The organism is Dolichospermum sp. UHCC 0352, from assembly GCF_009711925.1.
In the GTDB taxonomy this organism is placed as follows: Bacteria; Cyanobacteriota; Cyanobacteriia; order Cyanobacteriales; family Nostocaceae; genus Dolichospermum; species Dolichospermum lemmermannii.
On the sequence record NZ_VIKY01000231.1, the window covers coordinates 15338 to 29845 of the forward strand.

Genomic DNA, 14508 nt, shown 5'->3' on the forward strand with positions numbered 1-14508 from the left:
TCATCCAAATCATAAGAATCATAGTTCCTGTCTCTTATACACATCTAGATGTGTATAAGAGACAGACTCTAAATCATCCAAATCATAAAAATCACAAGAATCATCCAAATCATAAGAATCATAGTTCAGACGTTTTATATTTCTTATTAGTAAGTCTTTTAAAGTTCAAACTGGTTTCACCGAAATTGATTAGTAACCCAATCTCAAGATTATATGCTTCTAAGTAGTTAATTGCTTGTGCAAAATGAACGTCTTCTAATTTAGTTACTGCTTTTATTTCAACTGAAATAACACCTTCGACCAAAAAATCTACTCGTCGTGTTCCTATTTGTTGTTTTTTATAAAAAATCGGCATTTCAAATTCTCTTGCAAAAGAAATACCCGCTAATTGCATTTCAATTACCAATGCCCTTTGATAAATAACTTCTTGAAAACCATTACCCAATGTTTTATGCACAGTCATAGAACATCCAATGATTTTGGATGTCAGTTCCGAGTATTTATACTTTTCATTGATCATCTTTTTTTGACCCTAACTTACCCTACCTTACTTGATTATTGTCTAAACTATAATTACTTTGATTCAATGATTACCATATTAAATCATCATGATCACCAAAATCACTACAAATCATAGTTTAGACAGATGCAGGGAAAGAAAAGCAGTTCATAAATTAACTCGCGTGTTCCCAGTCGCTGAGTGATTCAGACTGTTGATTTTTAGCTTTAGTTTTCCGAACTGGTACTTTAGGAGTCCCAATATCAACAGGAGAAAAAGACTGTTTCTTTTTAGTAGACTTGCGTTCTTGTGTATTTTTCATGACTATTTTCACTTCCTGAAAACTTTTAACCACATTTACATTATCAACTTTGATTTATCAACTCCCGGATAAAAGATTGAGGTGATTATGCAAAATTCATCAATCTCTAATATTCTATTATTTAGTGGGATTTGCTACAGAAAAACCTTGTTTTTTAGGTTGGATATTTCCTAACTTTACTTGAAAGTTTATTTGGTCGTGTAGCTTGCCAGTTCTAGCTTCTAACTGCCAATTACCAGGGCGTAAATGCCAAAATATCCCATTACTTGATTGTGTAGATAAATGTTTATCATTTAGCCACCAGTCCACAGACTGATTTAATGTTCCACTAGCTTTAAATTCTAATTTTTGCTGTCCGTCTTCACCTGGATACAGCAGAAATAAATCCCCATTACGAGGAGAGATAATGCGGAAATTATCAGGATTAAAATTCAATTGTGGTTGTTTTGCTAACCATTGATCATACACAGGTGATAAATGGAAATCCGTAGATTTTTGATAAGCAATTTTATCTTTGACAGAGAAATATTCCTGAACTACGGAAGTACAGCTAGGTGTAGGTTTTAACCCTGTGGTGGCGCAGATAGGCAATTTTATCATGTCTGCTGGAGGTGGAAAATCAGCGGGGGCTTGATGTTCGTGCAGATGTAACATGATTCTATTCCACAAAGGTGCAGCCCCTGTGACACCGGAAACTTGACGCATGGGTTCACCGTTGAAATTACCTACCCACGTAGCCACAGTATAATCACTGCTAAAGCCTACAGTCCAGGTATCACGATAGTTTGAAGATGTACCAGTTTTGACAGCGACGGGAAAGGGCAAATTTAACACTGAGTCTACACCAAAAGCTGTGGATCTGGCATAGCGATCGCTTAACATATCAATAATTAATTGCCAACTATGGGAAACTAAAGATTGAGAATTGGCAATTGGAGAACTATTTAATGTAGTTACCAATGGTGTGATTTTCCCCATATTAGCCATAGTTAAATAGGCACTAGCCAGTTCCCATAAATTCACCTCACCACTACCCAAAGTCAACCCTAAACCATAATATTCAGCATTTTGATTTAGATGTGCAAAACCCAATTCATGCAGCCGATTTAAAAAAGTTTCTACACCCACCTTTTCTAATACCTTTACCGCAGGTACATTTAAAGAATTCGCCAAAGCAACTCTGACTCTGACAGGACCAAGAAAGCTGTTAGTATAATCTGTCGGACTATATAATTTTGCTCCCGGAATTGCATAATGAGTAGGAACATCTGGCAAAATAGTATGAGGACTAATTACGCCTTTTTCTAAAGCTAATTCATACACAAATGGCTTCAAGGTAGAACCTGGTTGACGCAAAGCTTGGACTCCATCATTTCGCCCTAATTTCACATCATTAAAATAATCAGGCGAACCAACATAACTTAAAATCTCCCCAGAGGAGTTGTCAATTATTACCGCTGCTGCATCATGGACATTATTCGCCTTTAAAGAAGAAATTACTTGTTGTACCTGTGCTTCCACAAATTGCTGTAAAGGGCGATTTATTGTCGTGCGAATAGGTGATGATTCTGTATTATGCGTATTGTTTTTTGTTGCTAACCAAAATAAAAAATGTGGTGCAGCAATAATTCCCTGTTGCTGGGGGTTAAATATTATTTTCTCTTTATATATAAGTTCTACTTCTGCATCAGAAATATATTTTTCCTGTACCATTCTGTTTAACACATATTTCTGTCGTTGCTGTAATCTTTTTTGATGTTGATAAGGATTAAAATAAGTGGGATTATTAGGAATTGCTGCTAAAATAGAAGCTTGTGCCAAGTTTAAATCACTTGCAGGAATAGCAAAGTAAATTCGCGCCGCAGCTTCCACCCCATAAATATTTCCGCCCATGGGGAGACGATTAATATAAGCAGCTAAAATTTCATCTTTAGTCATTCCCGCAGCTAATCGCCACGATAACCAAACCTCTTTTAATTTTGCAGTCATTGTTCGCGGTGAATTATCCAACATTCTCGCCAATTGCATGGTAATTGTGGAAGCACCAGAAACAATTTTTTTATTTTCTACTCCTATTTTAATTGCCCGCAAAATCGCTTTTAAATCTAACGCCCCATGTTGATAGAAACTACCGTCTTCAGCCGCCAAAATTGCTTTGATAAATTGAGGTGAAACTTGATTTAATTTCACAACTGATGTATTTTCTTGATCACTGGTTAATACAGTTCCTAATGGTAAATTATTCCGATCTGTAAACTCTATTGCTAATTGATGCTGGGCAATATCTACACTATGAATAGGTGCAAAATAGGGGCATAATCGGACTAGAAAACATATCAATATGCAGGAGAAAATAATTTTATTTAGTTTGTAGTTGCGCTTTAGTTTCAATTTATATGATTTTATTTCACGCAGAGTCGCAGAGGCGCGAAGAGTAAGAGTTTTGAGGACATGAGTTAGTAAATTCATCACAATATTAAGAATTGTATGGTTTGTTGGGAATTGTCACACTAGATTAGTTATCTATATATCAATCCTTTTTGATTTGTGTACAGAATTTTTTATCTAACCACAGAGGCACAGAGAACACAGAGGAAGAGAGGAATGCGATGTTTACATTTTATTTAATATGAAGATCATAAAAATATTTAAGTTCCTGGTTATTGTTATTCTCGTATGCGGAATGACGGGTTGTAATTTTGTTGGTATTCAATCAGGTAATGAACAATTACCAATGGTTGAGTCGTTAATAACGCCAAAGTTACCAGATTGGATAGAACAAATCAGTCCTGTGGGAGATGCAAAACCTCTGGGGCAAATTCGTATCCGTTTTAAAGAAGCTGTAATTCCTATTGAAAGTCTTGATAGTCCCCAACAACAAAATTTATTAACTAAATTTGCCATTTGGCCTCCTTTACCGGGACAGTTTCGCTTTTTAACTCCGCGTATGGTGGGTTTTCAAGCTGATAAAGCTATACCGAAAGCGACGCGAGTTAAGGTTACTCTCAAAGCTGGTTTAGCTGATTTAAAAAATCATCGCTTAAATCAAGATTTGGCTTGGACTTTTAATACTGAATCTATTCAAATTACTAATTTACCAGGGGTTAACCCCATGGAAAAAGCGGAAGTTGAACCAATTGATTTACAACCAAAGTTGCAATTTACCTCTAATTTAGCATTGGATCTAGATTCTGTCCAAAAGCATTTACAGTTAATTCCTGAAGGTAAAACTCAAGGTGTGGGTTTTAAGGTGGAATTAGCGAAGGAAGAAACACCAGAAAATTTAGATCCTTTAGAAAAATTTGATCCTGCAACTAAAAATTGGATTTATAATCTGATTCCTCAGCAAAATCTGGAAAAAGCCACACCTTACCGTTTAACTTTTTCTCCTGGTATTCTTCCTGCTAATGGTAATTTACCAAGTCAAAAAGAATTTGTCAGTAAATTAGCGACTTATTCACCTTTGGGATTTGTGGGAATTAAACCCTATGGAGAACCAGATTCAGGTGGAACTTATGGCAGATTTATTAAAGGTAGTCCCCAGTTAGAATTTAATAATCTTTTATTAGCAGATTCCGTTAAGGAAAATATTAAAATTAAGCCAACACCAAAAAATATTGATGGTGTACTGCAAATTTCTGGAGAAGATAGAATTGTCAGTATTAATCCTTATGCTTTAGAACCAGCTACTACTTATACAATTAATATTGAGAAAAATCTCAAAGATAAATTTGGACAGACTTTAGGTAAACCACTCACAATTAAATATGATACTGGTGATATAGCTGGTAATATTTCTGTACCCTCAGATTTAAATATTTTCCCCACAGATAAAGATCTACAAATTAATATTGATACTATTAATTTACCAGAATCAAAATATCAAGCAGCTTATCGCATTATTAAGCCAACAGATTTAGTTTATACAAATACTGCTAATGATTTATTACCCGAACCTGCTAAATGGCAAGATTTCACAATTAATGGTAAGCAAAATCAATCCTTAACTATCAATGTTCCCCTCAAAGAAAAATTAGGGACTACTCAGGGAATGTTAGCTTATGGAGTGCAAGCACGAACTCATAAATATCAAGAAGACGGTAAACAATTGTGGAGAGAACCCACAACTTATGGAATGGTACAATTAACCAATTTAGGTATCTTTTCTCAATGGTTTCCAGAATCCGGTTTAATTCGGGTTCATTATCTTAGTAATGGTTCACCAGTTAAAGCGGCAAATATTGAAGTTTATCAATCAAAATTAGCTGATAAATCTCGTCCTCAACCTGTACCATGTGCAACTGGAAAAACTGATGAAAAAGGAATTTTAATCATTGAAAATAATCAATTAATCCAATGTTATCCCAAATTAAAATCTAGTTTACCACAATTATTAGTAATTGCTAGTGAAAATCAAGATTGGGCATTTACTAGAAATGAAGAATATAGTGGTGCTTATGGTTATGGAATTGATGCTGGTTGGGAAGCTGATAAACCAGAATCACGAGGCATAATTTTTTCTGATAGAAAGTTATATCAACCCGGAGAAAAAGCGGCTTTTACTGCTTTTGCAGATTATTTAGAAAAAGGTAAAGTTCAGGAAGATAAAAATGCAGTTTATCAATTAACTCTAGTCAATACTACTGGGAAAAATACAGATTTAGGCACAAAAACAACTAATGAATTTAGTACATTTTCTTTAGAGTTACCGATTCCCAAAAATCAGCCTTTAGGATTTTATACTATTAAAGCAAAAGGTAACAAGGGACAAGAAATTTCTGGAGAGTTTCAAGTAGCAGAATTTAAACCACCAAATTTTAAAGTTGATTTACAGCTAAATAAAAAATTTGCAGTAATTGATGACAAAATTGATGTGCAAGTAGGAAGTAATTATTTATTTGGTTCCCCAGTGGAAGGAGGAGAAGCTAAGTATTTTGTCACTCGTAAACAGACTAATTTTATCCCTAAAGGTTGGGAAGAATTTAGTTTTGGGAGACAATGGTTTTGGCCGGAAGAAAGTCCCAATGTTCCTAATGATGTTTTACAAACTAACACTAAATTAGATGCTAATGGGAAAAGTAATCAAACCTTAACTGTAGCTAAAGATTTACCCTACCCCATGACTTACCGGGTAGACGTGCAAATTAGTGATGTTTCTAATTTATCAGTTGCTAATTCCCAAACTTTTACTGCTTTACCTAGTAATAGAATCATTGGTTTAAAAAGTAATTTTGTCGCTGACGCTGGTAAAGATTTTCCTGTAGAATTTATTGTCACTGACCCAACGGGAAAACCTCTAGAAAATCAAAGGATACATCTGGAATTACAACAGATGAAATATAGCAGCGTTACCAAAATTGTTGAAGGTAGTAAAACTCCACAAAATCAAGTTGAATATCAGACAGTTGGGAAAACAGATATTACATCTGGGAATACTCCCCAAACAGTCAATTTGAAACCTACCATATCAGGTTCATATCGGATTCGCGCTAATTTTAGTGATAATAAAGATGAAATTACAGCCACAGATTTACAAATTTGGGTGACAGGAGAAAATCAAGTATTTTGGGGTGGAGAAGAAAAAGATAAGTTGTCAGTTAAATTAAATAAAAAAGAGTTTAAACCTGGAGACACAGCAACAGCTTTAATTCAATCTCCCTACCCAGAAGGAGAATTATATTTTGCAGTCATTAAAGATAAATCTCTCTATCAACAAGTTATCAAAATTAAAGGAGGTGCGCCCCAAATTCAGTTTCCAATTACGCCAGAAATGTTACCTAATGCAGCAGTACAAGCGGTGTTAGTTAGACAAGGTAAACCACTTAATCAAATAGAACTGGGAAGTTTAGAAAATTTAGCCCGAATTGGTTTTACAGATTTTAAAGTTAACCTAGCAGATAAATATTTAAAGGTACAAATTAACCCAGTTGAAAAATCTTTAGAACCGGGAAAAGAAGCAAATGTAGAACTGGAATTAAAAGATGATCAAGGAAAACCAACCACAGGACAATTTACTGTCATGGTGGTGAATGAAGCCATATTACAATTAACTGGTTATCGTCCGCCAAATTTGGTAGATACTGTCTATGCAGAACAACCAATTTCTACCCGATTTAGTGATAATCGTCGTCATGTTAAATTAGCCCCATTATCGGCAAGTTTACCCAAGGGTTGGGGTTATGGTGGTGGCTTCTCCAATGCTTTAGCAAATACTCGGATTCGTGAAGATTTTCAAGCTTTAGCTTATTACAATGGTTCGGTAATTAGTGATGAAAATGGTAAAGCCAAAATCACCTTTAAATTACCCGATAATTTAACAACTTGGCGGATAATGGTAGTGGCTACAGATGGAAATTTGCGGTTTGGCAATGGTGACGCAACATTTATCACCACAAAGCCATTAATAACTAATGCTATTCTGCCACAATTTGCCCGCACAGGCGATCGCATTTTGGCAGGTTTATCCGTCACCAATACCACCACAAACACCGGAAACCTCAATATTAAAGGTGAACTTAGCGGTTCTCTCAACTTCGCAGAAAATAATCCCAAAACCACGACATTACAACCAAAAGCCGAGTCAGCAACCCAAGCTTATCGCTTCCCCATGATAGCGGGTAATGTGGGACAAGGTAAACTCACATTTACCACCCAATTAAATAATATTGCTGATGCTTTTACTGTCCCTTTGGAAATTAAACCTTTAGAAATTACTGAACAAGTTGTAGAAACTGGTGTTAGTGAAAAACAGCTAAAAATTCCCCTGAATATTAATAAAAATACCTTCCGCGAAGCCGGAGGTTTAGATATTCAATTAGCCAGTACCTTAATTCCGGAAATTACAGCACCTGCAAAACAAGTTTTAGAAAATAATAATTTACCATTTGCAGAACCAGCCGCAAGTCAATTATTAATTGCGGCAAATCTGCAAACCCTCACCCAAAAATATAATCAAACCTTTGCAGAATTTAATCCTCAAGCACAAGCAAAATTAGCAATTGCACAATTACAAAAATTGCAAATAGCAGATGGTGGTTTTGCAGCATTTCCAGGACAACAAAAATCAGATCCTTGGGTTTCTAGTTATGCAACAGAATCTTTAGTCAAAGCTAATCAAATTTTTCCTGATTTGGTTGATAGTAAAATCATCTCTACTCTGAAAACTTATCTGCAAAATGTTCTTGCAAATCCTGGACAATATGACTTTTGTAAACAGAAACTTTGTAAATCTCAATTGCAACTAAATTCTTTGATTGCCTTAGCACAATTAGGAGATAAACGCAATAGTTTTCTGTCAGATATTTATCAACAACGTGATGATTTTGATCTAGTTACTCAAATCAAATTAGCCAGATATCTATATCAATTTCCTGAATGGCAAAATCAAGCGCAAATTATGCGTGTGCAATTCCAAAAGAATATTTATGAAACTGGACGTACCGCAGTTGTAAACTTACCTCAAAGTTGGAGTTGGATGAGTTCAAATACTGTCACCCAAGCCCAAGCTTTACGGTTATTTATTGACCAAAAAACCAACCCAGAAATCATTGATAAATTACTGCAAAGTCTTCTTAATTTACGCAGAGATGGCGCATGGGAATCTAGTTATAATAACGCCCAGGCATTCACAGCTTTAGTTGCATATAGTCAACTTCAACCCACACCACCTAATTTTATGACTACGGTAAAATTAGCAAATCAGAAATTAGGAGAAACCCGTTTTAATGGCTATCAAAATCCCAACTTGCAAATAAATGTTCCCATGAATAAATTACCCCAAGGTAATCGTGATTTATGGTTACAAAAATCTGGAAGAGGCAGATTACATTATTTAGTTGCTTACAAATATCGGTTACAAGGAAATCAACCAGGAAGATTTAACGGGTTACGAGTAACGCGAGAAATTAGTAAAGTTAATGAAGAGAAAGTTATTCAAAAAACTGGAATGTATGCTTTTGATAAACCTTTAACTTTACAACCTGGACAAGTCTTTGATATTGGGTTAGAAATAATTACAGATCATCCTGTAGATCATGTAGTCATAAAAGACCCCTTACCCGCAGGATTTGAAGCTGTAGATGATAGTTTTCAAACAGCGACACCAGCATTACAAGCAAAAGCCGATAATTGGCAATTAGGATATAAAACAATCCATAAAGATCGAATTATTTCCTATGCAAATCATCTTGAACCGGGAGTTTATAGTTTACATTATTTAGTTCGTTCTGTGACTCCAGGAACATTTATTTGGCCTGGTGCGGAAGTTCATCTTCAATATGCACCAGAAGAATTTGGACGAAGTGCAGATTCTACTTTAATATTGGCAGAAAAAAAGTGATAATTTGAGCGCGGGCAGAAAGAAAGCAAAGATATAAGACCCCTCAACTCCTATCAATGGCATAGAGTTGTAAATTTTGCTAAGATTAATAATGCCAAACTCAAAAATCCTGAGTAGCATATATAGTAACTAAATCTGAATTCCTATTCGCTGATAACTGCCATGAAAATAAATACTACTGTACTACTAACCTTAATTTTGTTAACCCTCATGTTGGGTGCTGGTTCTGCAAGTGGTTTTTTGGGCTTTACCTTGGGAAGTATGGCACTTAAAGGTGTCACTACACCAGATGGTCGTCCTGCGACTAAATTTAACAGCAGCAAAGCCAATAACCCCCAACAGGAAAGTGAAGCTTTCTTAAAAGAAGAAGATATTCTCAAAGTCGTGAAATCACGAATTAGCGACCAAAAAAAGGGTAATAAACCAGACAAATCAGAAGAAGAAGAAATTAAAATTACCCAGCCGCAGCCACAGGAAAAATCCGCAGCACCAGAAACTTCTCAACCAGGATTTCCTATAACTGCTGAAAGTGAAGGTGTAACTATGTCTGTAAAATCTATCCGCTATTCGGGTGGTGATTTACTACTAAAAGTGAATATGCAGAATAAAGGTGGTGATTCTGTGCGGTTTCTCTATAGTTTTTTAGATATTACCGACGATAAAGGCAGAACTTTGAGTGCAATTACAGAAGGTTTACCAGCAGAATTGCCCGCAAAAGGTGCGGAATTTAAAGGTACAATTAGCATTCCCACAGCTTTACTTGATGATGTCAAACAGATATCTCTATCTTTGACTGATTATCCTGCTCAAAAACTCAAGTTACAATTATCTGATATTCCTGTAGAAAAAGGGAATTAAGATTCCATTTTGGACTTTAATTTCGCTCAGTCGCAGGATTTTAGATGGTATTTTCTTACACTAATGTCAAATTTGACATCACCTTAGACAGTGAGTGCTTTTTCTACTTTAAGTTGGACAGATGTGGGGCTGCGGTTGTGTAGTGTGCTAGTGCTAATTGCTATCAATGCCTTTTTTGTGACGGCAGAGTTTGCAATGGTGACAGTGCGGCGAACTCGGATTCAACAGTTAGTACAAGCGGGTGATTTCCGAGCGATGTCCGTGGAAACACTACAGCGTAGTATTGATAGATTACTATCTACAGCCCAACTAGGTATCACCCTTTCTAGTCTGGCACTGGGTTGGATTGGCGAAAGTACAATTGCTGTATTGGTAGAAAAATGGCTCGATTCCTGGCCGTTACCTTTCAGAATTAATTATCTACTAGCTCATTCTTTATCAGTCCCCATGGCCTTTTTTGCCATTGCTTACCTACAAATCGTCTTAGGCGAATTGTGTCCAAAATCAGTAGCAATGTTGTATTCAGAACATCTAGCTAGGCTTTTAGGTCCATCAGTTAAATCAATAGTCCGTTTTTTTAGTCCCTTTATTTGGGTTCTCAACCACTCAACTTATTGGCTATTACGATTATTTGGGATTGAATACACGGGACAAAGTTGGCGGCCTCCAGTCACACCAGAAGAATTACAATTAATTATCTCCACAGAACGAGAATCTACAGGTTTAGAAAATGCAGAACGAGAACTCTTAAATAACGTCTTTGAATTCGGAGATATTACGGCTGAAGACATCATGATTCCCCGAACTAGCATTATTGCTTTACCCATAACCGCCAGTTTTCAGGGATTACTTGAGGAAATAGCATCTACTGGTCACTCTCGTTATCCGATCATTGGCGAATCTTTAGACGACATTCGCGGTATAGTTTACTTTCAAGATTTAGCACAACCCTTGGCTTTAGGAAAAATCACACCAGAAACACAAATCCAACCGTGGATGCGTTCGCCCCGATTTGTGCCAGAACAAACCCTATTAAGTGAACTTTTGCCAATGATGCAGCAAGAGAAACCCTCTATGGTAATGGTAGTCAATGAATTTGGGGGAACTGTCGGACTGGTGACTACTCAAGACATTATTGCTGAAATTATCGGTCATTCCGGTGAACTTGATAGCATTAATGATTTGCTGATCCAAATGGTAGACCAACAGACATTTTTAGTGCAAGCTCAAATCAATCTAGAAGAAGTTAATCAAGTCTTACATCTTAATTTACCTTTAACTAGAGAATATCTGACTTTGGGCGGATTTTTACTTTATCAATGCCAAAAAATCCCCAAGAAAGGGGAAATCTTTAATTATGATCATCTTGAATTTACGGTGATCTCAATTATTGGTCCGCGTCTTCACCAAATCCAAATTAAAATTTTAGATTCTTAATCTCAAATGCTCAATAATTGAGGAACTAAAGCTTTTAAAGCATTACCACGATGACTAATTGATTTTTTTAAATCCGTCGTCATTTGAGCAAAAGTCAATTGTTTCTCTGGTACATAAAAAACCGGATCATAACCAAAACCACCATCTCCAGAAGGTGCAAACAAAATTTCACCGTGACAAATACCCTCAGATTGAATCACTATTTCTCCTTGAGGATTTGCAACTGCGATCGCACACACAAATTGAGCTTGACGATTTTCCTGATCACCTAATTCTCTTAATAACCTCTCAATCCTTTCTGTATCCGTGTTCCCATAACGAGCAGAATACACCCCCGGCGAACCATTGAGAGCATCTACCTTTAAACCAGAATCATCAGCGATCGCCCAATTACCTGTAACTTTGGCAATTTCCGAGGCTTTCAGACCAGCATTTTCCGCAAAAGTTTCTCCCGTTTCTTCCACATCCAAATCTTCCGGTTTTAAAGCTAATTCCCATCCAGAATCAGCTAAATAAGCTTGCATTTCCCGCAATTTACCGGGGTTTCCTGTCGCTACTACTAGTAATTTATTCATTGCTTATTAGTCAGTTGTCAGTTGTTAGTAGGGGCGAAGCATTTGGAAGATAAATTATCGGTCATTGCCAAAAATAGTTCTCCAAATGCTTCGCCCGTACAGTTGTTAGTCTGTCTCTTATACACATCTAGATGTGTATAAGAGACAGGTCTAATAAAACATCAACAAAGCCGCCAAAGCCCTTGTTACAAATAACAATTGACCAAGCAATTTCTTCTTTTTTATTGTAAGCACAACGACCCAATAAACGCTTGAGGGTGATGTCTACTAAACGGTAGTTGTTGTTAACAGAGACAACTAAACGATAGAAAGCTTCAGATTTAGCTAAACCCCGGATAAAGTCACGAACTGACAAAGAACCGTTTTTAAGTTGAGACTCTAAAGTAACTTGACGGTTAAACTTGAGAATTTCATGTTCGCTGAAAACTTGACGATAAGCAGCCCAAATGATGTTTGTCATGTCAGTGTAAGAACTAACATCTTCAATCCGATAGATATAAGGTGTATCTTCATTTTGGTCAGCAACGCCAAAGCTGGCCACCCGGTGATTTTGACTACTTGGATTGTATTGAAGTAATGGCAATGCCATATTAATTTTCTCCTTTTATGATCAAATTAAACAAAGAAAGATTTCGTTCTAGAAATACCCCGCCCAGAACTGAAGTTTAGGGCTAATAACTAAAGTCCGTTAAAACGGACTATAAACTTTTTTTTCAGTCGTCTTGAGACGACTTTTGCTATTAGACATGGCTACGCCACGCAAGCTATCAGAATTCATTCTGAGGCGGGGTTACTTACTTATTTTCCCCTCAAAAGGCTAGTAGATATCACTAATTCCTAACCAATTGAGAATCAACAAGAAAGTAATGCCTGCGGTTATTACCAGTAATACAGCAGACAATGCCCCCAAATCAACATTTTGCCCAGAGCCTGGGTAGAAACCTCCACGCCATTGACGAAGATACGGCCATTTTTGGACAATACCTGCCCGGTCACGATAATCAGCACCATAGCGGGGAGTAAAACTGATTGGGCGGTCTGTGGTCATCCGTTTGCGTTGATAGGGTACGGTATACTCGCCAAAGGCTTGTTCATACTCACTACTATCAATCAAAACATCCACAAATTTTCCCCAACCTAAAGTAGCAATTTGAATTGACCAGGCAATTTTTTCTTGCTCATTGTAGGGAGAACGACCTAAGATCCTTTTCAGGAACATTTCTACCAACCGATAGTTGTTATTTGGTGTCACAACTAGCTGATAAAATCGCTCTGATTTCACCAAACCACGAATGAAGTCTTTAACCGTAATTGACCGATTTTTGAGTTGAGTTTCTAAGGTAATTTGGCGGTTAAATTTGAGAATCTCCTGTTCGTTGAAGACTTGGCGATAAGCAGCCCAAATTAGTTGTTCAATTTCGCCGGCAGAGTTAGCATTTTCAATGCGGTAGATATAAGGATTGTCCTCGTTAATATCTGCCGTACCAAAGCTGCTAACTCTTTGGTTTTGAGTTGTAGGTTTGTATTCAAGTAAAGGAATTGCCATTTTAAAGAACCTGCCTTTTGGTAAATTTGGCATTTCAAAATGCTCTAATACTTAGCAAACTAACTAAAATTAAAATCCTTAAAAAAATACAAACGTTATCACTTTTGTAACCGAGATTACCCAGCTAGTTAAAAAACTATCTAGCGTCCGGGAAACCCAGCACTAGGACTAATAGAAACAGGGATACCTGTTGATGTCGTTTCCTTGGTAGTGTTAGGAATTTGGATATTGGCAGTGCTAACTGGTGTGTAAGTCACTGTTTTAATCTTAATGGAATTTGCCATATCCAAAAAGTTTTTAATGTCACCCCATTTATAACGAGCTTCTTCAAGTTGGTCGCGCCAGTAATCGCTGTATCGTGGTGTTACCAAATTAAAGGGTCTATCCTTATAACGTCGTCTTTGGTAGGGAACGATATTTTCCCCAAAGTTGCTTTGATATTCTTCAGAATCGAGCAAAGCGTCAACAAAACCACCCCAACCTTTGGTAGCAATCACAATTGACCAAGCGATTTCTTCTTTGTTGTTGTAAGGTGCGCGACCTAATAACCGTTTCAGCCCAATTTCTACTAATCTGTAATTAGAATTACTCTGAATTACCAAACTTTGGAAAGCGTCAGATTTAGCTAAACCCCGGATAAAATCGCGGACGGTAATAGCTTTGTTTTTTACTTGGGATTCTAAATGAACTTGGCGATAAAATTTGAGAATGACGTGTTCGCTAAAAAGTTGCCGATAAGCAGCCCAAATTAATTCTTCTACTTCTCCACCAAAGGCGTAGTCTTCGATGCGGTAAATTGTGGGTGTATCTTCGTTGGGAACTTCATAACCAGAAACGCGCTGGTTTTGAGAACTGGGTTTGTATTCTAGTAAAGGTATTGTCATGTTTGTCAGTTGTTGGTTGTTAGTAGGGGCGAAGCATTTGGAAGATAAA

The 14508-nt window shown here is 36.7% G+C and carries 9 protein-coding genes and 1 pseudogene; 3 read left to right on the top strand and 7 right to left on the bottom strand.

Annotated features, from left to right (window positions below; genetic code table 11):
- Window positions 1-118: 118 nt before the first annotated feature.
- From FJR06_RS16465 to pbpC, 3 genes are all read right to left on the bottom strand, one after another.
- Complete coding sequence (locus FJR06_RS16465) at window positions 119-520, bottom strand: GxxExxY protein (RefSeq protein ID WP_015083477.1); 402 nt, start codon at window positions 518-520, stop codon at window positions 119-121.
- Window positions 521-674: 154 nt separating this feature from the next.
- Window positions 675-821, bottom strand: a complete 147-nt coding sequence (locus FJR06_RS16470; protein ID WP_015083478.1) for a hypothetical protein — start codon at window positions 819-821, stop codon at window positions 675-677.
- A gap of 117 nt (window positions 822-938) precedes the next feature.
- Window positions 939-3290 (bottom strand): penicillin-binding protein 1C, encoded by a 2352-nt coding sequence (gene pbpC / locus FJR06_RS16475; protein ID WP_168651831.1) that lies wholly within the window; start codon window positions 3288-3290, stop codon window positions 939-941.
- Window positions 3291-3450: 160 nt separating this feature from the next.
- Between pbpC and FJR06_RS16480 the strand changes: the two genes are divergently transcribed.
- The 3 genes from FJR06_RS16480 to FJR06_RS16490 all read left to right on the top strand — a co-directional run bounded on the left by FJR06_RS16480 (window position 3451) and on the right by FJR06_RS16490 (window position 11454).
- Entirely contained in the window at window positions 3451-9159 is a 5709-nt protein-coding gene (locus tag FJR06_RS16480; RefSeq protein ID WP_168651830.1) for an alpha-2-macroglobulin, read from the top strand.
- A gap of 162 nt (window positions 9160-9321) precedes the next feature.
- Window positions 9322-10017 carry a hypothetical protein gene (locus FJR06_RS16485; RefSeq protein WP_015083481.1) on the top strand — a complete coding sequence of 232 codons (696 nt, stop codon included), beginning with the start codon at window positions 9322-9324 and terminating at the stop codon, window positions 10015-10017.
- Between the two features lie 90 nt (window positions 10018-10107).
- The gene (locus tag FJR06_RS16490; RefSeq protein WP_015083482.1) at window positions 10108-11454 is read left to right on the top strand and encodes a hemolysin family protein; all 1347 of its coding nucleotides are present in this window, start codon (window positions 10108-10110) and stop codon (window positions 11452-11454) included.
- Window positions 11455-11456: 2 nt separating this feature from the next.
- Here FJR06_RS16490 and rdgB read toward each other — a convergent pair whose 3' ends face one another.
- The 4 genes and pseudogenes from rdgB to FJR06_RS16510 all read right to left on the bottom strand — a co-directional run bounded on the left by rdgB (window position 11457) and on the right by FJR06_RS16510 (window position 14459).
- Window positions 11457-12029, bottom strand: a complete 573-nt coding sequence (rdgB, locus tag FJR06_RS16495; RefSeq protein WP_015083483.1) for an RdgB/HAM1 family non-canonical purine NTP pyrophosphatase — start codon at window positions 12027-12029, stop codon at window positions 11457-11459.
- Between the two features lie 148 nt (window positions 12030-12177).
- Window positions 12178-12618, bottom strand: a pseudogene (locus FJR06_RS16500) (phycobilisome rod-core linker polypeptide); the annotation flags it as partial.
- Between the two features lie 228 nt (window positions 12619-12846).
- A complete protein-coding gene (locus FJR06_RS16505; RefSeq protein WP_015079023.1) occupies window positions 12847-13575 on the bottom strand; it encodes a phycobilisome rod-core linker polypeptide in 729 nt (242 codons plus the stop codon).
- Between the two features lie 140 nt (window positions 13576-13715).
- Window positions 13716-14459 (bottom strand): phycobilisome rod-core linker polypeptide, encoded by a 744-nt coding sequence (locus tag FJR06_RS16510; RefSeq protein WP_015079022.1) that lies wholly within the window; start codon window positions 14457-14459, stop codon window positions 13716-13718.
- Between the last annotated feature and the right edge of the window lie 49 nt (window positions 14460-14508).